Genomic DNA, 20,075 nt, shown 5'->3' on the forward strand with positions numbered 1-20,075 from the left:
GCTGCGTGCGGGGATGAGCGACCCCGAAGCTAGCGGGCAGGGCTACGACGCCACCCCGTACCTGCCCTCGCGCGGCGGGCTGCCGGCGCACCGGCGGGCCGCGGCAAACTGCCGGGGCTGTCCGCTGTTCCGCGAGGCGACGCAGACGGTGTTCGGGTCGGGGAGTACCTCGGCGCGGACGATGTTCGTCGGGGAGCAGCCCGGCGATCAGGAGGACCGCCGCGGCGAGCCCTTCGTGGGACCGGCCGGACGGCTGCTGCGCCGGGCGATGGACGAGGCCGGGCTCGATGAGCGGCAGGCGTACTTCACCAACGCGGTCAAGCACTTCAAGTTCACCGCGGCGGCCCGCGGCAAACGCCGGATCCACAAGGCGCCGAGCCTGCGCGAGATGACGGCCTGCCGCCCCTGGCTGCACGCCGAACTGAAGCTGGTCGGCCCGGAGGTGATCGTGGTGCTCGGCGCCACCGCGGCCAGGGCCCTCCTCGGCTCCTCGTTCCGGGTGACGAAGGAGCGCGGCACACCGATCGAGAGCGATCACGGGCTGGTGGTGGCGACCATCCACCCGTCGGCGGTGCTGCGCTCCGACGACCGCGCCGAGGCCCATGCCGGTCTGGTCTCCGACCTGCGGGTGGTGGCCGGGACCCTGGACTGACGGCAGCGGCCGCCGGACGCCCCCGGCGGACGCCGTCACACCTCCTGGTGGATGCGGGTCAGATCGGCGGTGAGCGCGTCGAGCCAGATGACCGAGTCGATCAGCAGAGCGGCGGTGAGCGCACCGGCCCCCCGCTCGGCGGCGTCGCGCGGAGCGGGCGGGACGACGGCCAGCAGGGCGCGGATGTCGAGCGAAGGGGGCGGGACGGGCCGGTGGTCCCGGCCCGCGGCGTCGGCGCACAGGTGCCGGGCGAGGGCCTGGTAGTCGGCCGCCGTGACACCGGCCGCCCGCCGCAGCCAGGCGGCCGTCTCGTCGTGGCCGATCCGCCCGGGGCGGCCGGGCAGCAGCCGCTCGCCGCGCCGCGCGTCCGCCCCGGCGACCAGCACCGCGGGCCAGTCCGGCTGCCGGGCGGTCGCCTCCCTCGGTTCGCTCTGGTACTGGGCCAGGCTCTCCTGCGCGAGGGCGAGCGCACGGTTGATCGCGACGATGCCGCCGGCGCCGGCCGGGCCGGCGGCACCCGTGGCCCCCGCCGGGGCCCGCGCGTGCTGCGCTCCGGCCGGTTCCACGACATGCGCCACGGTCCGCCCGATGGAGTCCGCGACGGCCGAGCACACGCCCGCCATGCTTCTGCTGACCTCCCGCCCCGCGCCCCGCGGCCAGGCCACCAGCCCGCAGACCAGCCCGATGACGCTGCCGGTCAGCACGTCCAGCACCCGGAGCGGGGCGAGCTGCCAGGTGACGGGGGAGACCTGCGCGAACAGCGTGGCGACGACCAGCGTGAAGCCGCCCTGTGCCCAGGCCAGGCCGCGCAGCGGCCCCGCGATGAAGGCCAGCAGCATCACCAGCGGCAGCACCACCGCGTACACCGCCGCCCGGTCGTGGACCATCGCGAGCAGACCGCCGGCCGCCGCGGCGCCGATCAGCGTGCCGATGAGCGCCTGCCGGACCGCGGAGCGGGTCTCCAGGGTGGTCGTACGGGTGAGCGTCAGCGTCGCGAGCAGCACCCAGAAGCCGTGCTGCAGATCGAGGACTCCGGCGACGGCACGGGCCGCGGCCAGCCCGAGCGCGAACCGGCAGGCGTTCTGGAAGATCACCGAACGCGGGGTGAGGTGGGTGGTCAGCCGCCGCCACCACAGCTCAGGGGCGGGTGCCCGCGCATAGGCGAAGGAGTGCCCGGCGGGGTTGCGGTCCACGCTGCGGTCGCCGAGCGCCAGCCGGGCCGCCAGTACGAGGACGACGGCGGCGTCGGCGGCCTGGACGACCAGGGACCGGCGGCGCAGATAGACCAGCCGGTCGTCGGGGGTCAGCCGCTCCAGCGTCTCCAGGGCCCGGTGGGTGCGGGCGGGTGCCAGCGCGCTGTGCAGGGGCGCGGCCGACGGACCCTCGCAGGGCCGCAGCCGCCTGCCCTGCTCCAGTGCCCGGGCCGTGGCGCGGGCGGCGGCGCTGATGCCCTGGAGCAGGGCGACCGTCTCCGGGTGGTAGGTGCGGTGCGCCCCGGCCGCGCTGTGCAGGGCCTCCAGCCGGGCCAGCAGGGTGCGGACCGACTCGGCGGCGTGCGCCATGGCCTTGTGGACGACGGTGGGGGAGGCGGGCCGGTCGGCCGGCGGCACCCGGTCCGGCCGCAGGGCGTCGAAGGCCGCGCGTGCCCGGTCGAGCGCCTCCCGCGGGGTGGCCCCGCCGTGGTGGTCCGCCAGGTCCGCGGCCGCCTTTGCGGCATCGGCCAGCAGCCGGCGGAAGGGCGGGGTGTCCGGCTCGGGCAGCAGGAAGCGCTGGGCCAGCGCGAGCAGTACGGCGCCCAGCAGGAAGCCGGACAGCCGCTGGCCCAGGGCGTCCGGGGCGTACGGCGGGAAGCACGGCAGGATGTACAGCAGCTGCATCCCGGGAGCCGCGCCGGCGATCCGCGGCCCGGTGGTGCCCGCGTACGCGACCAGGAACCCTATGACGAGCATGCCGAGGACGGCCGTCCAGGTGTGGACGGCGAGCAGGGTGCCCAGGGTGAGCAGCGCCAGGCCCGCGGGGATCGCGGTGAGGGTGGTCGCGGCCCGCTGCCGGCCGGAGCCCGGGATCCGCGAGAGCGCGCCGAGCGCGACCACGGTGAAGGCGGCATACACGGACATCACGGGCCGGTCGAGCCCGTAGAGACAGACGTAGAAGGCGACGCAGGACGCGGTCGTCACCCGGACCGCGTTGCCGACCACCGGCCGGTGCGCGCGCAGGAACCGGCCGCCGCGCTCCAGCACACCGGGCACACCGCCCGGCGCCGCCGCGCCCGGCCCACGCCGTGCGGAAGCTCCCTGCTGCGGCCTCACCCTTCCACTATTGGCCAGCCGCCCGGGGCCCGCACCTCGTCGTGGACCGCGGCGCCCGCCCCGGATGCCACCGGCGCCGACGAGGCCCATCACGCGGGCGCGGGAGGGGAGTTGACGCCGTCGCGCCCGCGGCCCGGCCCGGCGGCGGCCGTAGACTGCGGCACGTGACGGAGAAGAAGGCGGGTGCCGCGAACGCCGGCGATGCGGAGCGTCCGGCGCTGCCGGCGACCAGCTGGGCGGTGCTGGGGCTGCTCTCCTTCGGTGAGGAGCTGTCCGGCTACGACCTCAAGAAGTGGTCGGACGACTCGCTGTGCTTCTTCTACTGGAGCCCGTCCTTCAGTCAGATCTACGGCGAGCTCAAGCGCCTGGAGAAGACCGGTTATGCCAGCTCGCGGACGGTCGCCCAGGGGACCGGCAGCCGCGACAAGCGGGTCTATGTGATCACCGACGAGGGCCTGGCTGCGGTCCGTCACTGGGCGCGCGAGGCGCCGGTGGAACCCCCGGTCCTCAAGCACGGAGTGATGCTGCGGCTGTGGCTGGGCCATCTCCTGGAGGCCGAGCGGATGCGTGAAGTGCTCGGCCGGCACCGGGAGTACGCGGAGGCGATGCGGCGGCGCGCCGAGGTGGACGTCGAGAACACCTGCGCCGAGGACGCCTGGGCCTACCCCTCGCTCGTCCTGAAGTGGTCCGAACGGTTCTACGCCGCCGAGCGGGATCTGGCCGATGCGATGCTGGCCGACCTGCGAGAGCTGGACGCCCGGAGCCGGTAGCGCCCGAGGCACTGAACCGGCCGTCGGCAAGCGGCTCCTGACGGTCAGTCAGTACGTGCGCCGGTGGTGGTCCGCTCAGTCCGCCAACACCCGCGCCCGGCACTCCGCCGGCGTACCCCAGGCGTCCCGCAGCGGGCGGGCCTTGCGGATCCACAGGGAGAGGTCCAGCTCCTCCGTGTACCCGACGGCGCCGTGCAGTTGGAGCGCGGTACGGGCCGCGGCGTAGCCGGCCTCGCCCGCGGCGACCTTGGCCGCCGCCACCTCCCGGCCCGCCGACGGGGCGCCCGCCGCCACCGCCAGCGCCGCCGCGTACACCAGCGGCCGCGCGAACTCCAGCCCGATGAGGGCGTCCGCCAGCCGGTGCTTGACCGCCTGGAACGAGCCGATGGCCACCTCGAACTGGGTGCGCTGCCGGACGTAGGCGACCGTCTTTGCCAGCAGTGTGCGGCCGAGGCCGAGCGACTGCGCCGCGGTGGCCAGCCGCGCGAGGCCGGCGGCGTGCGCGGCGGCCGCGGTCACCTCCGGTCCCCGCGCGAGGACGGTGCCGCCGCGCGGCCGGGCCGCCCGCCGGGCCGGGTCGAGCGAGGGCTGCACGGGCCCGTGGTCGTCCGTCCGGCGGACGGTGTCGCCCCGGACGACCAGGACGGCGTCGGCGGCATCCGCGTCCAGCGCGTACGGCGTTCCCGCGCACAGGCTGACGACGGCGTCGCCGGCGGCGATCCGCGGCAGCCACTCCCCGGCCGCGGCGCGCTCGCCCAGCCGGTCCCACAGCACGGCCGCCGCCACCGTCTCCACCAGCGGGCCCGGCACCGCGTGCCGCCCCAACTCCTCGAAGGCGACGGCCAGTTCGACCGGCAGCGGCCCCGTCCCGCCGTGCCGCTCCGGAACGGCGAGCCCGAACACCCCCGCCGCCGCGATCCGTGCCCAGAGGCCACGGCCCGGCGCGGCGTCCCCGCACGCCCAGGCCCGCACCACCGCGGGGGTGTCGGCGGCCCCCAGCATGCCGTCCAGCGCACGGGCGAACTCCCGCTGCTCCTTGGTCAGGAGAAAGCGCATCACCGGCGTCCCTTCGGCAGACCGAGCAGCCGCTCGGCGATGATGTCCCGCTGGATCTCGTTGGTGCCGGCGTAGACCGGCCCGGCGAGCGCGAAGGTGTAGCCGTCGGCCCAGCTCCCGTGCGCGGGTGCCTCCTCGGCGTCGTCGGCGAGCATGCCGTACGGGCCGAGCAGGTCCAGCGCGGTCTCGTGCAGGGCGATGTCCAGCTCGGACCAGAAGACCTTGTTCAGACTCGACTCCGCGCCCGGCGACCCGCCTTCCGCGAGCCGGGAGGCGTGGGCGTAGGCGAAGAGCTGGTACGCGCGGGCGCCGATCAGCGCATCGGCCACCCGGTCGGCGAGGGGCCCGGCCGCGTCCGGGGTGTCGCGCCAGAGCGCGGCCAGCCGCCGGGCGGCCGCGGTGAAGCGGCCCGGACTGCGCAGCGTCAGCCCGCGCTCGTTGCCCGCGGTGCTCATCGCCACCCGCCAGCCCTGCCCCGGCTCGCCGATCACGTCCGCGTCGGGCACGAACACCTCGTCCAGGAAGAGCTCGGCGAAGGCGGGCTTGCCGTCGAGCCGGCCGATGGGACGCACCGTCACGCCCGGTGCGTCCAGCGGGAACATCAGATACGTCAGGCCCTGGTGCGGCCGGGCGGTGTCCGGGTCGCTGCGGAACAGACCGAAGGCGCGGTCGGCGAAGGCGGCCCGGGAGGACCAGGTCTTCTGTCCGCTCAGCAGCCAGCCGCCCGCGGTCCGCACCGCCGTCGAGCGCAGCGACGCCAGATCCGAGCCCGCCTCCGGCTCGGACCAGGCCTGCGCCCAGACCACCTCGCCGCTGGCCATGGGGCGAAGGATCCGGGCGAGTTGCTCAGCGGTGCCGTGCTCGAAGAGGGTGGGGGCCAGGAGGCTGATGCCGTTCTGGCCGACCCGGCCGGGGGCGCCCGCGGCGTAGTACTCCTCCTCGAAGATCAGCCACTGCAGGATCGAGGCGCCCCGGCCGCCGTACTCCTCGGGCCAGGAGACCACCGACCAGCGGTCCGCGAAGAGGCGGCGCTCCCACTCCCGGTGGGCGGCGAAGCCCTCCGCGGTCTCCAGCGAGGGCAGCGGGGCGGCGGGCACATGGTCCGCGAGCCAGGAGCGGGCCTCGGCCCGGAAGGCGTCCTCGGCGGCGGTGAAGGCCAGGTCCATCAGGAACCTGCCCCGCGGGAGGGCTGCTGCCGGTCCCCGGTGTGCCGCCGCATCGCATGGATGTCCATACCGCCCAGCGGGTCCGCGGCCGTCTCGGCGTTGTGCGCGTGCGCGAGATGGTGCAGGCCGAAGACCGAGTCCAGGCCGCCGTGCAGCCCCTGGAGATCCTCTGCCTGGTTGACGGCGCGCTTGGTCAGCGCCAGTCCCAGCCGCGGCATCTGGGCGATGCGCAGCGCCAACTCCGTTGTCCGGTCGGCCAGTTCGTCGCGCGGTACGACGCGGTTGACCATGCCCACCTCGTACGCCCGTTGTGCGCTCATCCGGTCCCCGGTGTAGAGGAACTCCTTGGCGATCCGCGGTGGCATCACCCACGGGTGCGCGAAGTACTCGACGCCGGGGATCCCCATGCGGACGACCGGATCGGCGAAGAAGGCGTCGTCGGCGGCCACGATCAGATCGCAGACCCAGGCGAGCATCAACCCGCCCGCCACGCAGGCTCCTTGGACGGCGGCGAGCACCGGCTTGGGTAGCTCCCGCCAGCGGCGGCACATGCCGAGGTAGACCTCGGACTCGCGGGCGAAGCGGCTCTCCGCGCCCGCCTTGTCCGAGTGGTCCCACCACAGCCCCGCCGTGCGATCGAAGGGGAGGTGCGCATCGCGCCCGGGGCTGCCGATGTCATGGCCCGCGGAGAAGTGCCGGCCCGCGCCGGCGAGCACGACGACCTTGACCTCGTCGTCGTCCGCGGCGCGGTAGAAGGCGCGGTCGAGGGCGTAGGTCATCGCGGAATTCTGGGCGTTGCGGTAGTCCGGGCGGTTCATGGTGACGGTCGCGACCGGGCCCTGGCGCGCGTAGCGCACGGGCTCGTCGTCGTGGGCAGCGGGCATCCGCCCCTCCTTCCCTAACAAGTGTTTGGTAGGTTAACGTACGGCCAGGAGCAGCGTCGAGGCCCGAGGAGGCCCGCGGATGACCACGCCCCGCTATGTGCCCGGCCACGATCTGCTCGCCGGCCGCACCGCCGTGATCACCGCGGCCGCCGGCGCCGGCATCGGCGGCGCCACCGCCCGGCGCTTCCTGGAGGAGGGCGCCCGGATCGTCGTCGGCGACGCCCATGCGCGGCGGCTGAAGGAGGCCGCCGAGGCGCTCACCGCGGAGTTCGGCGCGGACAAGGTCGCCGCGCTGCCCTGCGACGTCACCGACGAGGAACAGGTGGGCGCTCTGCTGGAGCTGGCCGAGCAGCGCCACGGCCACCTCGACATCGTGGTCAACAACGCCGGGCTCGGCGGCACCGCCGACCTCGCCGAGATGACCGACGAGCAGTGGAGCCAGGTCCTCGACGTGACCTTGACCGGCACCTTCCGCTGCACCCGGGCCGCACTGCGCCGGATGCGCGGCGCCGGCCGCGGCGGCGTGATCGTCAACAACGCCTCCGTCGTCGGCTGGCGCGCCCAGCGCGGCCAGGCCCACTACGCCGCCGCCAAGGCCGGGGTGATGGCGCTGACCCGCTGCGCCGCCGTGGAAGCCGCCGAGTACGGCGTACGGATCAACGCGGTCTCCCCCAGCCTCGCCATGCATCCGCACCTGGTGAAGGTGACCACGCCCGAGCTGCTCGCGGAGCTCACCGAGCGGGAGGCGTTCAAGCGCCACGCCGAACCCTGGGAGGTCGCCAACGTCATCGTCTTCCTGGCCGGCGACTACGCCTCGTACATGACCGGCGAGACCGTCTCCGTCAGCTCCCAGCATGCCTGAGGCCCGCCGCCGTGAACTCCTCGCCGCCGCCGCGGAGGTGTTCGCCGTCCAGGGCTACAGCGCGACCACGGTCCGGCAGATCGCGGACGCGGTCGGGATGCTCGCGGGCAGCCTCTACTACCACTTCGATTCCAAGGAATCGATGCTGGACGAGATCCTCTCCACCTTCCTGGACGAGCTGTGGGACGGCTACGACGCGGTGCTCGGCGCCCGGCTCGGCCCGCGCGAAACCCTGGAGGCCCTGGTCACCGAGTCCTTCCGGGAGATCGACCGGCACCGCGCGGCCGTCGCCATCTACCAGAAGGAGGCCCGCCACCTCGCCGCCCAGCAGCCGCGCTTCGGCTACCTCGCCGCCGCGCAGCGCAAGTTCGAGCAGGCCTGGCTGGGCACGCTGGAGCGCGGAGTGGCCGCCGGCGTCTTCCGCGCCGACCTCGACATCCGGCTGACGTACCGGTTCGTCCGCGACACCGTCTGGGTCGCCGCGTCCTGGTACCGGCCGGGCGCACGGCACGGCCCCGAGGAGATCGCCCGCCAGTACCTGTCGACGGTGCTCGACGGCATCGCCTTGCGGAAGCGGCCGGCCGGTCCGCAGAATCTGACCTAGGAGACCAGCATGTCCGAGGCCTACATCATCGACGCGGTCCGCACCCCGGTCGGCAAGAAGGGCGGCGGTCTGTCCGGCGTCCACCCCGCCGACCTGGGCGCCCATGTGCTGACCGCGCTGATGGCCCGCACCGGCGCCGACCCGGCCGCCGTCGAGGACGTCGTCTTCGGCTGTCTGGACGCGGTGGGCCCGCAGGCCGGGGACATCGCCCGTACCTGCTGGCTGGCCGCCGGGCTGCCCGAGGAGGTCCCCGGTGTCACCGTCGACCGCCAGTGCGGCTCCTCCCAGCAGGCCGTCCACTTCGCTGCCCAGGGCGTGCTCTCCGGCACGCAGGACCTGGTCGTCGCGGGCGGCGTACAGAACATGTCGCAGATCCCGATCGCCTTCGCCAGCCGTCAGGCCGCCGAACCGCTGGGCCTGGCCGAGGGCCCGTTCGCCGGCTCCGAAGGCTGGCGGGCCCGCTACGGCGAGCAGCCCGTCAACCAGTTCCACGGCGCCGAACTGATCGCCACCAAGTGGCACCTCACGCGCGGGGACATGGAGGAGTTCGCGCTCCGCTCCCACCGGCGGGCCGTCCGCGCCATCGACGAGGGCCGCTTCGACCGCGAGACCGTCCCCTACGGCGACGTCACCGTCGACGAGGGACCGCGCCGCGGCACCTCGCTGGAGAAGATGGCCGCGCTGGCACCCGTCGTCGAGGGCGGCCGGCTGACCGCGGCGGTCTCCTCGCAGGTCTCCGACGGCGCGGCCGCCATGCTGCTGGCCTCCGAGCGCGCGGTGGCCGAGCACGGCCTCACCCCGCGGGCCCGCATCCACCATCTGTCGGTACGCGGCGAGGACCCCATCCGGATGCTGACCGCGCCCATCCCCGCGACGGCGTACGCGCTGAAGAAGGCGGGCATGACGATCGACGACATCGACCTGGTCGAGATCAACGAGGCGTTCGCGCCCGTGGTGCTGGCCTGGCTCCGGGAGACCGGCGCCGACCCGGAGCGGGTCAACGTCAACGGCGGCGCCATCGCCCTGGGCCACCCGCTCGGGGCGACGGGCGTCCGGCTGATGACGACGCTGCTGCACGAACTGGAGCGCACCGGCGGCCGGTTCGGGCTGCAGACCATGTGCGAGGGCGGCGGGCAGGCCAACGTCACCATCATCGAACGGATCTGATGGGCCATCAGTATCAGCATCGGCATCAGCGTCAGTCGGCGTCGGGCCGGGGCAGCGCGGTGAGCGTGCCGTGCGCCTCGGTCATGATCCGCTCGACGAGCTCCGCGCAGGACGGCAGATCCTCGATCAGCCCGGCGACCTGCCCGGCGGCCATCACCCCGAGGTCCGTGCGGCCCTCCACCATCGACGCCCGCAGCAGCATCGGGGTGTTGGCCGCGAGCAGGACCTGGCTCCAGGACAGCTCCTTGCCGTGCTTCATCGCCCGGCCGTCCCGGACCATCCGGGCCCAGCTCAGCCCGGACAGCTTCCTGAACGACGCGGCATGGCGCACCGCCCTCAGCAGCGCGGCGGCCCGCCCGGACCGCTCCAGCGCCTCGACCAGTTCGCTGCGCAGCATCCGGTGCGGCAGACCGTCCACCTTCGTGGTGACGGTGATGTCCTTGACGGCCGCGGCCAGGTAGCGGGCCTGTACGGCCGGCGGCACGGTGCTGTCGGAGGTCAGCAGGAAGCGGGTGCCCATGGCGACGCCGGCCGCGCCGTAGGAGAGCGCCGCGACCAGGCCCCGGCCGTCGAAGAACCCGCCCGCGGCGATCACCGGGATGCCGACCGCGTCCACGACCTGGGGGAGCAGCACGCTCGTGGCGACGCTCCCGGTGTGCCCGCCGCCCTCACCGCCCTGCACGACGACCGCGTCCGCGCCCCAGGCGGCCACCTTCTCGGCGTGCCGGCGGGCCCCGACGGACGGGATGACCAGCACACCCGCGTCCTTGAGCCGGGCGATCAGTTCACGGGACGGGGCCAGGGCGAACGAGGCGACCCGTACGCCCTCCGCCACGATGACCCCCACCCGCTCGCCCGCATCGCCCGCGTCCGCCCGCAGATTGACGCCGAACGGCGCATCCGTACGGGACCTGACCTCGCGGACCGCCGAGCGCAGCTGCCCGACGGTCATGGTGGCCGAGGCGAGGATGCCCAGCGCCCCCGCGTTCGCGGCGGCCGACACCAGCCGGGGCCCGGCCACCCACCCCATGCCGGTCTGTACGAGGGGATACCGCACCCCGACGAGCTCGGTCAGCCGGGTCTCGATGCGGGGGGCCGTCATACCGCCGGCACCTCGCCGTCGCGCAGGCCCTCGGGGTCGATGACCTCCCGGATCAGCCGCAGCTCGGTGGCCGAGGGCTCCCGGGTGCGGGGCACCTCGTCGGCCACCACGAGCGGGAATCCGGTGGCCGCCCGGACCTCCTCGACCGTGACACCCGGATGCACGGAGGCGAGCCGCATCGCGCGGTCGGCCGTCGCGAAGTCGAAGACCCCGAGGTGGGAGACGACGCGCGCGATGTGGTGGTAGCGGGTCGCGGACGGCCCGGCGGCGGCCGCGCTGTCATAGCCGACTCCGCTGATCATGTCGACCCGCTCCACGAAGACCCGCGGGGAGTGCTTGGGCACCCAGTAACTGACCGGATTGTTCAGGGTGTTGACGGGCGCTCCGCGTACGCCCAGGAGCTGGCGGTCCGGCCGCTGCCAGTCGCCGATGCAGGAGATGTTCTGGTTGCCGAAGCGGTCGAGCTGGGCGGCGCCCATCATGACGTGTCGCTTGCCGCCGGTGACCATGGCCAGGTGCTGCCGGTAGGGCAGCCAGCCCTCGGTCTCCCCGTCGAGATCCACCAGCCGCGCCTCGCCGTCGGTGAGCAGGAGGTCGGGCGAGAAGGTGCGCTTGGCGAGCCGGGCGCCGACGGACGGGATCACGCCCATCGGGCTGGCGAGCACCTCGCCGGCGTCGCGCCAGACCTCGGCGCAGGCGAGCACGCAGTACTCGGCGCGGGTCGGCGCGGAGGCCGCCCTGGAGGCCGTCGTGGGGGTCGTCCTCACTGCTGCTCCTCGTGCCAGGTCTGGACCGCGGACTGGTAGGTCTTCTCGTCCCCGTGCAGGAACCGCTCGGCGAACCGCGGCCACGGCGTGGTCGCGTACAGCCGCTGGAAGGGCTCGTCGCGGCCGTAGTCGGGGACACAGGAGGTGAAGTGCGCGCCGTTCGGCGTCTCGACGACTCCGGTGACCGAGTGCCGTTTGACGAGCAGGGTCTGCGGGACGGCCGTCGCGAACCCGTCCACCAGCCGCTCGCACGAGACATACGCCCGGTCCGCGGCCGCGCAGAACAGGTCGTCGAAGTACGGGTCGGGGCCCAGGTACTGGCCGTTGCCGAGCCGGTCGGCGCGGTTGACGTGGACCAGCGCCGCGTCCAGCCGCAGCGCGGGCATGGCGACCAGCGTCTCCGCATCCTCGTACGGCGAGGTCACGGTCCGCAGGCCGGGGTTGACGCGCATCACGTCCGAGCCGAGGCCGGCCCGTACGGGGAGGAACGGCAGCCGGTTGGCGGCGGCCCGCAGCCCCCACATGAACATCGCCTCGTCGACCTCCACCAGCTCGAACGCGCCGCGCTGGCGGGCCGCGCGGAAGTGCGGTTCGAGCGGGACGGAATCCAGGGTCGCGAACGCGGCGACCAGCTTGCGGATCCGGCCCGCCGCGGCGAGCAGGCCCACATCGGGCCCGCCGTACGAGACGACGGTGAGATCGGTGATCTCGGAGCGGAGCAGCGCCCGCACCAGCGCCATCGGTTTGCGGCGCGAACCCCAGCCGCCGATGCCGAGGGTCATCCCGCTGCCGAGCTGGGCGACGACCTCGTCGGGTGTCATGGTCTTGTCGGTCATGGCCGGCCGGCCCCCTGTCGGTTCCCGGTGCCGAATGTGCCGCGGACCCGGTCGGCGACTCCGCTGAGGTTCGCCTCGAAGGTGAACCCCTGCTCGAAGCGGTAGCTGCGGCGTACGTCGACGGGGTCGATGCCGTTGATGGCGGCCTTGGCGAGCCGCAGCAGCACGCCGTCCTTCCGGGCGATCTCGCACGCCAGCTCCACCGCGGCGGCGTGGAGCCGATCCCCCGGTACGACCTTCCAGACCGAGCCGTGCGCCCGCAGTTCGGCGGCGGTGGCGGTGCGTGCGGTGTAGTAGAGCGCGCGCATCAGGTGCTGGGGGACCAGCCGGGCGAGGTGGGTGGCCGCACCGAGCGCGCCGCGGTCCAGCTCCGGCAGGCCGAAGGTCGCGTCGTCGCTCGCCACGATCGCATCGGCGTTCCCGACGAGGCCGATACCGCCGCCCAGACAGAACCCGTGCACCGCCGCGACGACCGGCACCTCGCAGTCGTAGACCGCCGAGAAGGCCTCGGCGCAGCCGCGGTTGGCGCCGATCAGCGCGCCGTGGCCGCCGTCGGCGGTGTCCCGCTGCAGCTCCTTGATGTCGACGCCCGCGTTGAAGCCGCGCCCCTCGGCGGCGAGCACCACACAGCGGATGCCGGGGTCCCGGCCGGCCGCGCGCACGGCGTCGGCGAGGGCGTACCAGCCCTGCACGGGAAGGGCGTTGACCGGTGGGAAGTCCACGGTGACGACCGCGACGCCCGGTTCGGGCCGGGAGGTGGAGACACCCATGAGCGGATCAGCTACCTTTCCACCAAGCGTTTGTTAGGTAGCGAAGTTAGCAGCGGATCGCGCGCTGCGGGAGGGGTGCCGGTTGAGCCTGACTCTCGATCTGTCCGGGCGGGTGGCCGTCGTCACGGGCGGCACCCGGGGCGTCGGCGCGGGGATCGCGCGGGCGTTCCTGCGGGCCGGGGCCGAGGTCGTGGTCTGCGCCCGGCGGCCCCCGGACACCCCCGTCACCGCGGCCGGCCGCACCGCCCACTACCGCCCGCTCGACCTGCGCGACCCGCCCGCCGTGCGGGAGTTCCTCCGCCATGTCGCGGCCGCGCACGGCCGCCTCGACTGCCTGGTCAACAACGCCGGCGGCACGCCGTACCGCCTGCTCGGCGCGGCCGACCCCGAACGGCACGCGCGGGTCCTGGAACTCAACCTCACCGCCCCGCTGACCGCCTCCCTCGCCGCGTACGAGGTGATGCGGGGACAGCCCGCCGGCGGCTCGATCATCATGATCGGAAGCGTCAGCGGCACCCGCCCCTCGCCCGGCACCGCCGCCTACGGCGCGGCCAAGGCGGGCCTGGAGAGCCTCGCCCGCACCATGGCCGTCGAATGGGCCCCGCTGGTCCGGGTCAACACCCTCGTCCTCGGGATGGTGCGCACCGAACTCTCCGCCCTGCACTACGGCGACGAGGCGGGCGTCGCGGCCGTCGGCGCCACCGTGCCGCTCGGCCGGCTCGCCGAGCCCGACGAGATCGGTGACGCCGGGGTCTTCCTCGCCTCCGACCGGGCCGCGTATCTCACCGGCGCGAGCCTGCTCGTCCACGGCGGCGGGGAGCGCCCCGCCTTCCTCGACGCCGCCACCGTCAATCAGCCCGCGAAACCGCCCGCCCCCGAGGAGAGCTGACATGACCGGAATCTGCGCCGGACGCGTCGCCGCCGTCACCGGCGCCGGCCGCGGCCTCGGCCGCGCCCACGCCCTCGCCCTCGCTGCCGAAGGGGCCGCCGTCGTCGTCAACGACCTGGGCGTGTCCCAGGACGGCGCCGGCGGCTCGTCCGGACCGGCCCAGCAGGTCGTCGACGAGATCCACGCCCACGGCGGCCGGGCCGTCGCGCACACCGGCGACATCACCACCGCCGACGGCGCCGCCTCGCTCGTCGCCACCGCCCTCGACGCCTTCGGCCGCCTCGACGCCCTCGTCAACAACGCCGGGTTCCTGCGCGACCGGATGCTGGTCAACCTCGACGAGGACGACTGGGACGCCGTCATCCGCGTCCACCTCAAGGGCCACTTCCTGCCGCTGAAGCACGCCGCCGCCCACTGGCGCGCCGAGGCCAAGGCCGGCCGTACGCCCAACGCCCGGATCATCAACACGAGTTCGGGCGCCGGACTGCTCGGCAGCGTCGGCCAGGGCAACTACTCCGCGGCCAAGGCGGGCATCGTCGGCCTCACCCTCGTCGCCGCCGCCGAGCTGGGCCACTACGGCGTACAGAGCAACGCCCTCGCCCCCGCCGCCCGCACCCGCATGACCGAGCGGACCTTCGCCGGGGCGATGGCGGCGCCCGCCGAGGGGGAGTTCGACGCGATGGCCCCCGAGAACGTCTCCCCCCTGGTGGTGTGGCTCGCCTCCACCGCCAGCGACGGCGTCACCGGCCGCGTCTTCGAAGCCGAAGCGGGCCGGATCACCGTCATGGAGGGCTGGCGCCGCGGCCCCACCGCTGACAAGGGCGGCCGCTGGACCCCGGCGGAGGCGGGCGAGACGGCCCGCAAGCTGCTGGCGGAGACGGGGGACCCGCTTCCGGTGTACGGGGCGCGGTGACGCATGAGCGGAGGCGACGGACGCCGGCTCGTCGCCGTCCGGTACGCCGGACCGCCGCCTCCTCGGTACGCCGCCTCACCGCCGCCCGGTACTCAGCCCCGCGAGAGTGGCAGCCCGGGTGAGCAGACCGACGAGCATGTCGTCGGTGAGCCGGCCGGTGAACGTGTTGCGCTGGCTGGGGTGGTAGCTCCCCAGGACGTGCAGCTCCCGGCGTCCGCCGGTGGCGGGCAGGGACAGTTCCACGCCATGGCCGAAGGCGGGGCGGGGCCGGGGGAGTGCCCACCCCGCCTCGCCCAGTACGGGCAGCAGCGCCTGCCAGGCGAAGGCGCCCAGCGCCACGATCGTGCGCAGTTCCGGGGCGAGCAGTTCCAACTCCGCCGCCAGCCACGGCCGGCAGGTGGCCCGCTCGGCCGGTGTCGGCTTGTTCGCGGGCGGAGCGCAGTGGACCGGCGCGGTGACCCGGACTCCGTACAGCTCCAGCCCGTCCCCGCGATGCGTCGCGGTCGGCTGGGAGGCGAGACCCACCGCATGGAGCGCGGCGAACAGGAAGTCGCCTGAGGCGTCCCCGGTGAACATCCGGCCGGTCCGGTTGCCGCCGTGGGCGGCGGGCGCCAGCCCGACGACGGCCAGCGCCGCGTCCGCCGGACCGAACCCGGGGACCGGCCGCGCCCAGTACTCCCAGTCCCGGAACGCCGCCCGCGGGCTCGCCCCGACCTGCTCCCGCCACGCCACCAGCCGAGGACAGGCCCGGCACCGCACCAGGCGGTCCGTCAGCTCCGCCAGTCCCCGGCAGCGCGCCGCGTGGTGGGCCGGATAGGCGCCGTCGTCGAAGCCCGGCGACTGCGCCGTCCCCGTCTCGTCCATCCGCCCACGGTAGACGAGCACCGCGCCGCCGCTCAGGTGGCGGCGGCGTCCGCGCGGCGGCGGAGCAACGGCGCCAGCAGGAGCTGGCCCGCCGCCGCGACCAGGCACAGCGTGGCGCAGGCCAGCCAGAGCGTGGTGGGGCCGAGGACCAGGAGGCGGGTGCCGACGATAGGTGCGATCAGGAAGCCGGTGCCCCAGGCCATACCGATCAGGCCGTTGTAGCGGCCGCGGAGGTGGGCGGGCGCGAGGTCGGCGACGACGGCCGCGGTGACGGCGAAGACCAGGATCTCGCCGACGGTGGAGACCGCGACGGCCAGTGCGTAGACGGCGGTCGCCGAGGCGGCGGCCGCCACCGCGTTGCCGCAGGCCGCGATCGTGAAGCCGGTGGCGAGCACCCGGCTCTTGTCGAAGGCCGCCAGCCGGTGGCCGATCAGCGGCTGCACCGCGATGACGACGATGCCGTTGACGCCCATGACGATGCCGTAGGCGCTGCTCGAAGCCGCTACGCCCTGCATCGCCAACGGGAGGGTCGCGAAGGCCTGTTGGAAGACGATCGCGTAGACGACGATGATGCCGGCGAAGGCCGCCATCGTGCGGTCGCCGAGGACGGTGCGGTAGCTGCCCGCCGTGCGTTCCCGGGCGGCCGGGCGGGTTTCGGGGATGGCGGTCCAGACCAGCAGGCCGAAGAAGGCGCAGGCCCCCGCGTCCAGCCAGAACAGCAGCCGGTAGCCGTGCGAGGCGAGGTAGCCGCCCAGCACCATGGCGAGCGAGAAGCCGAGGTTGACGGCCCACAGGAGGAGGCCGAAGGCGCGGGTGCGGTCGGCGGCGGGCACCGCGTCGGCGATCAGGGCCTGGGCCGCCGGACGGAAGAGGTCGATGGTGATGCCCAGGACGAAGCAGCAGACGACCAGGACCGTGAGGTTCGGGGCGTGGCCGAGCGTGAGCAGGGTCGCGCCGTTGGCCAGCATTCCGCCGGTCAGCGCCACCCGGCGGCCGAAGCGGTCGGCGAGGAACCCGCCGAGCGGCTGGGAGATGACCGACCCGACGCCGACGACGCCGAGGACGATCCCGGTGGCCGCGACGGAGACGCCTCGGGCCCCGGTCAGATACAGGCTCAGGAACGGGTTGACCATCGACCCCAGGCGGTTGACCAGCGACCCGCCCCACAGCACCCAGAACGCACCGGGCAGGCCGCCCGCCCGCACCCGTATGTACCCGCGCAGCCGGCCCAGCCGGAGCCCGCCGGTCGCCGGGCCGGACACGTCGATTCTGCTCACGTGCTCTCCTCCGCTCTCTCTCCTGCGGGGCGTACGGACAGGGCGTGCGCCAGGGCCGCGCGGTCGACCTTGCCGTTCGCGGTCGTGGGCAGCGCGTCCAGCAGCCGGATCTCCTGCGGAACCATGTACGGGGGCAGCGTCTGCGCACAGAACTCGCCCAGCTCCGCGGTGGCCACGGCGGGGTGATCCGCCGTCAGGACGACGAAGGCGGCCAGCCGCCGCCCTGCGCCCTCGGGCCCGGGCAGGGCCATCGCGGTCGCCGCCGTGACGCCGGGGAACTCCGTCAACCGGCGCTCCACCTCGCCCAGTTCGACGCGGTTGCCGTTGATCTGCACCTGGGAGTCGGTCCGGCCGCAGAAGTAGAACTCGCCGTCCGTGCCCTTGACGGCCAGGTCGCCGGTGCGCAGGACCACCTGACCGGACTGCGGGCACAGCGGGTCGGGAACCAGCGCCGAGCGGGTCGCCCGCGGGTCGTCCCAGTAGCCGGAGAAGAGCGCGGGGCTGCGCAGATGGATCTCGCCGGGCACGCCGGGCTCGTCCACGACCTCGCCGCGCTCGCCGACGAGGAGCATCTCCGCGCCGGGGTGGGCGACCCCGATGGACAGCCGCCGCACGCTCCCGGGGAGGGGGCTCGGCACCTCCTCGAAGGAGCAGGCCATCGACTCGGTGGCGCCGTAGCAGTTGATGATGCGCGCCTGGGGCAGCAGCTGCTGGAGCCGGCGCAGTTCGGGCAGCGGGAACTCCTCGCCGCAGAACAGGACGGAGCGCAGCCGGTCGAGGGCGGCCAGCCGCTCGGGCTCATGGCGCAGGATCTGCCGCCAGATCGACGGTACGCCGTTGACCTGGGTGGCACCGGTCTCGCGCAGCACCCGCAGCAGATGCCGGGGCCAGCGCACCAGGCTCTGCGGTACCGGCACCACACTGGCGCCGCTGCCCAGCGCCAGACCGATGTTGAGCAGCGAGAAGTCGAACTGCAGGGGCGACGTACTGGCGATGCGGTCCTGTGGTGTGGCGATGCGCTGCGTCAGCATGCCCCGGTAGAACGCGACCACCGCCCGGTGACTCATCACCACGCCCTTGGGGCGGCCCGTGGTGCCGGAGGTGAAGATGATGTACGCGGGGTCGGTGACACAGGGCATCCGGCGGCGCGGACGGGGCTGTTCGGGAGCGCGCTCCACGGTCAGCCCGGTGGGGCCGAAGCGGGCGGTTCCGACGGCCCGGGGGAGGGCCGCGCGGGTGCCGTCCGGGGCCTGGAGGTGGAGGGCGGGCCGGGCGGTGTCGATGACGGACCGCAGCCGCTGCTGCGGCGTCTCCGGGCTCACCGGGATGAAGGCGAGGCCCGCCCGGGAGACGGCGAGCAACATCGCGAGCGAGCGGGCGTCGGCGTCGGACTCCAGGATGACCCGGGCGCCGGTCTCGATGCCGAGGGTGTGCAGGTCGGCGGTGTAGCGGTCCACCAGGGCGCCGAGTTGGGCGTAGGTGGTGACGGTGGTCGGGCCGGGCTGTGCGGACTCGATGACGGCGGGGGCGTCCGGGGTGTGCCGACCGGCGGCGAGCAGGAAGTCATGGAGGAATTCCCCGGCGGAGCCGGCCGGTGCCGGCGGCTGCTGACTCACGTGGCGGTGACCCCTTGTCTTGACGCACGTGTGGCGCACATGGCGAAGCGCACATGGCGAAGCCCCTTGTGGCGCCCCGGGGGCCCATCAGGCTTTCGCTGTGCGGAAGTTGGATTCCGTAGAACGGTGGTCAGGCTCTCATGTCCGCGACGGGTGCGGCGTGTGAGGTGGGTCACGTTTGGGGGTATTCGAGGGCGGTTCGACCTGGACAGGCTTCAGCAGAATGTGGCAGCGTCGGCTCTGCATGGAATTCATCTTTCGCATGATGGAAGTGTGTTGATGGGGGATCGTATGTCCGAGGCAGGACCGCTTTCGCTGGGCCAGCTCTCGGTATGGCACGACATCCGGGGGCTCCCGGCGCGACGGTGGCACGAGCCGAACAACGCGGCGGCCTGGCCACTTCCCCAGGGCGTCGGAACCGACCAGGTGCGCACGGCGATACGCGCGATCGCCACCCGGCACCCGTCACTGCGCACCCGCTACGACATCCAGGACGCCGCAGCACCACGGCAGTTGCCGCCCGACGCCGACTTCGACGACCACCTGCCGGTGACCGAGGGCGGGGACGCCGAGCCCGAGCGGCTCGCCGCCCGACTCGCCACCGAGGCCTTCCACCTCGCCCGCGAACACGCCTGGCGGACACGGCTGCTGACCCGCGACGGCACCCCCACCCACCTGCTGTTCGTCAAGCACCACATCGCCGCCGACGCCTGGGCGCAGGAACTGCTCCACCGGGAGTTCCGGCAGGCACTCACCGACCCCGAAGGGCTCGGCCCCACCCCGCCCGGCCCCGCCGACCTCGCCGCGGAGCAGTACGGCCCCGCCGGACTCCGCCGCCAGACGGCGGCACTCGACCACTGGACGCACCTGCTGGGCCACGCCCCCTCGGTCGCCCTGCCGCACACCGACGGCACGGCCGGCACCGCCGTCCAGTGCACCCTCCGCTCCGCACCCGCCCGCCCGGCCGCACACACCATCGCCGAACGCGCCCGGGTCTCCGTCTCCAGCGTCCTCCTGGCCGCCTACGCCCGCAGCGTGGCCCGCCGATGCGGCGCCGACACCCTGCTGGTGCAGCTGATGAGCGCCAACCGGTTCACCGGCCGCTGGAAGCACGTGGTGACCTCGATGAACCAGTGGGTACCGGCGCTGATCGAGCACGCCCGCAACGACGACCTGGTCACACTCGCCGACGCCGTGCACTGGACCGGCCTCGGCGCCTTCCGGCACGGAACGCACGACGTCACCGCCGTCGCCGCGCTGCGCGCCCGTATGCCCGCCGCCGCCGAACCGGCCTGCGCCTTCAACTACGTGGCCCTGCCGGACGAAGCGCCATCGGGCGCCCCGCAGCCGCGGCCCGCCGGCCCGCCCGCCCTCACCTGGGAGGAACCCTTCACCACCATCGGCCCGCGATGTTACGTCCGCGCCCTGGAGAGCGCGGACGCGCTCACGCTCCGGCTCACCGCCAAGGACCTCAGCCGTGCGCAGTGCGCCGAAGTGCTGTGGGACGTCCACGAGAGCCTGCTGACCGCCGCCGGGCGCCCCTGACGGGAAACCGCCCGCGCCGGATCGCC

At 74.2% G+C, this 20,075-nt stretch carries 19 protein-coding genes; 8 read left to right on the forward strand and 11 right to left on the reverse strand.

Going from position 1 to position 20,075, the window contains the following annotated elements; genetic code table 11:
* Positions 1 to 13: 13 nt before the first annotated feature.
* Complete coding sequence (locus tag ACWD6P_RS17090) at positions 14 to 652, forward strand: UdgX family uracil-DNA binding protein (protein WP_451444901.1); 639 nt, start codon at positions 14 to 16, stop codon at positions 650 to 652.
* 35 nt (positions 653 to 687) lie between these two features.
* Here ACWD6P_RS17090 and ACWD6P_RS17095 read toward each other — a convergent pair whose 3' ends face one another.
* Positions 688 to 2,961: an FUSC family protein gene (locus ACWD6P_RS17095; protein WP_451444902.1), complete on the reverse strand. Its 2,274-nt coding sequence runs from the start codon at positions 2,959 to 2,961 to the stop codon at positions 688 to 690.
* A 164-nt stretch (positions 2,962 to 3,125) separates the two neighbouring features.
* Between ACWD6P_RS17095 and ACWD6P_RS17100 the strand changes: the two genes are divergently transcribed.
* On the forward strand, positions 3,126 to 3,731 hold the full coding sequence (locus tag ACWD6P_RS17100; protein ID WP_451444903.1) for a PadR family transcriptional regulator: 606 nt from the start codon (positions 3,126 to 3,128) through the stop codon (positions 3,729 to 3,731).
* Between the two features lie 75 nt (positions 3,732 to 3,806).
* On the opposite strand, the gene ACWD6P_RS17105 is transcribed toward ACWD6P_RS17100, so the two are convergent.
* Genes ACWD6P_RS17105 through ACWD6P_RS17115 form a run of 3 tightly spaced genes read right to left on the reverse strand, consistent with a single transcriptional unit; the run spans position 3,807 to position 6,837 of the window.
* Entirely contained in the window at positions 3,807 to 4,787 is a 981-nt protein-coding gene (locus ACWD6P_RS17105; protein ID WP_451444904.1) for an acyl-CoA dehydrogenase family protein, read from the reverse strand.
* Positions 4,787 to 5,953, reverse strand: a complete 1,167-nt coding sequence (locus tag ACWD6P_RS17110; protein ID WP_451444905.1) for an acyl-CoA dehydrogenase family protein — start codon at positions 5,951 to 5,953, stop codon at positions 4,787 to 4,789. Before ACWD6P_RS17110 ends, ACWD6P_RS17105 begins: the two co-directional genes overlap by 1 nt.
* Positions 5,953 to 6,837 carry an enoyl-CoA hydratase gene (locus ACWD6P_RS17115; protein ID WP_451444906.1) on the reverse strand — a complete coding sequence of 295 codons (885 nt, stop codon included), beginning with the start codon at positions 6,835 to 6,837 and terminating at the stop codon, positions 5,953 to 5,955. Before ACWD6P_RS17115 ends, ACWD6P_RS17110 begins: the two co-directional genes overlap by 1 nt.
* Before the next feature lie 79 nt (positions 6,838 to 6,916).
* Between ACWD6P_RS17115 and ACWD6P_RS17120 the strand changes: the two genes are divergently transcribed.
* The 3 genes from ACWD6P_RS17120 to ACWD6P_RS17130 are packed head-to-tail and all read left to right on the forward strand — an operon-like array spanning position 6,917 to position 9,470.
* Positions 6,917 to 7,699: an SDR family oxidoreductase gene (locus ACWD6P_RS17120; RefSeq protein WP_451444907.1), complete on the forward strand. Its 783-nt coding sequence runs from the start codon at positions 6,917 to 6,919 to the stop codon at positions 7,697 to 7,699.
* Complete coding sequence (locus ACWD6P_RS17125; protein WP_451444908.1) at positions 7,692 to 8,303, forward strand: TetR/AcrR family transcriptional regulator; 612 nt, start codon at positions 7,692 to 7,694, stop codon at positions 8,301 to 8,303. The genes ACWD6P_RS17120 and ACWD6P_RS17125 overlap by 8 nt, the downstream gene beginning before the upstream one ends.
* Before the next feature lie 9 nt (positions 8,304 to 8,312).
* A complete protein-coding gene (locus tag ACWD6P_RS17130; RefSeq protein ID WP_451444909.1) occupies positions 8,313 to 9,470 on the forward strand; it encodes an acetyl-CoA C-acetyltransferase in 1,158 nt (385 codons plus the stop codon).
* Positions 9,471 to 9,501: 31 nt separating this feature from the next.
* Here ACWD6P_RS17130 and ACWD6P_RS17135 read toward each other — a convergent pair whose 3' ends face one another.
* Genes ACWD6P_RS17135 through ACWD6P_RS17150 form a run of 4 tightly spaced genes read right to left on the reverse strand, consistent with a single transcriptional unit; the run spans position 9,502 to position 12,945 of the window.
* The gene (locus ACWD6P_RS17135; RefSeq protein ID WP_451444910.1) at positions 9,502 to 10,572 is read right to left on the reverse strand and encodes an NAD(P)H-dependent flavin oxidoreductase; all 1,071 of its coding nucleotides are present in this window, start codon (positions 10,570 to 10,572) and stop codon (positions 9,502 to 9,504) included.
* Entirely contained in the window at positions 10,569 to 11,339 is a 771-nt protein-coding gene (locus tag ACWD6P_RS17140; RefSeq protein WP_451444911.1) for a CoA-transferase subunit beta, read from the reverse strand. Before ACWD6P_RS17140 ends, ACWD6P_RS17135 begins: the two co-directional genes overlap by 4 nt.
* Entirely contained in the window at positions 11,336 to 12,175 is an 840-nt protein-coding gene (locus tag ACWD6P_RS17145; RefSeq protein ID WP_451444912.1) for a CoA transferase subunit A, read from the reverse strand. Before ACWD6P_RS17145 ends, ACWD6P_RS17140 begins: the two co-directional genes overlap by 4 nt.
* Positions 12,172 to 12,945: an enoyl-CoA hydratase family protein gene (locus ACWD6P_RS17150; RefSeq protein ID WP_451444913.1), complete on the reverse strand. Its 774-nt coding sequence runs from the start codon at positions 12,943 to 12,945 to the stop codon at positions 12,172 to 12,174. The genes ACWD6P_RS17145 and ACWD6P_RS17150 overlap by 4 nt, the downstream gene beginning before the upstream one ends.
* An 82-nt stretch (positions 12,946 to 13,027) precedes the next feature.
* Between ACWD6P_RS17150 and ACWD6P_RS17155 the strand changes: the two genes are divergently transcribed.
* Both ACWD6P_RS17155 and ACWD6P_RS17160 read left to right on the forward strand, forming a co-directional pair.
* Positions 13,028 to 13,834 (forward strand): SDR family oxidoreductase, encoded by an 807-nt coding sequence (locus ACWD6P_RS17155; protein WP_451444914.1) that lies wholly within the window; start codon positions 13,028 to 13,030, stop codon positions 13,832 to 13,834.
* Between the two features lies 1 nt (position 13,835).
* The gene (locus tag ACWD6P_RS17160; protein WP_451444915.1) at positions 13,836 to 14,747 is read left to right on the forward strand and encodes an SDR family oxidoreductase; all 912 of its coding nucleotides are present in this window, start codon (positions 13,836 to 13,838) and stop codon (positions 14,745 to 14,747) included.
* A 75-nt stretch (positions 14,748 to 14,822) separates the two neighbouring features.
* Here ACWD6P_RS17160 and ACWD6P_RS17165 read toward each other — a convergent pair whose 3' ends face one another.
* From ACWD6P_RS17165 to ACWD6P_RS17175, 3 genes are read right to left on the reverse strand one after another with little or no spacing between them, the layout of a single operon-like run.
* Entirely contained in the window at positions 14,823 to 15,611 is a 789-nt protein-coding gene (locus ACWD6P_RS17165; protein WP_451444916.1) for a uracil-DNA glycosylase, read from the reverse strand.
* A gap of 32 nt (positions 15,612 to 15,643) precedes the next feature.
* Positions 15,644 to 16,888, reverse strand: a complete 1,245-nt coding sequence (locus ACWD6P_RS17170) for an MFS transporter (protein WP_451444917.1) — start codon at positions 16,886 to 16,888, stop codon at positions 15,644 to 15,646.
* Entirely contained in the window at positions 16,885 to 18,504 is a 1,620-nt protein-coding gene (locus tag ACWD6P_RS17175) for an AMP-binding protein (protein WP_451444918.1), read from the reverse strand. Before ACWD6P_RS17175 ends, ACWD6P_RS17170 begins: the two co-directional genes overlap by 4 nt.
* 291 nt (positions 18,505 to 18,795) lie before the next feature.
* Here ACWD6P_RS17175 and ACWD6P_RS17180 point away from each other — a divergent pair, with 291 nt between their 5' ends.
* The gene (locus tag ACWD6P_RS17180; protein ID WP_451444919.1) at positions 18,796 to 20,049 is read left to right on the forward strand and encodes a condensation domain-containing protein; all 1,254 of its coding nucleotides are present in this window, start codon (positions 18,796 to 18,798) and stop codon (positions 20,047 to 20,049) included.
* Positions 20,050 to 20,075: the final 26 nt, after the last annotated feature.

It is taken from the genome of Streptomyces sp. NPDC002446, assembly GCF_053595675.1.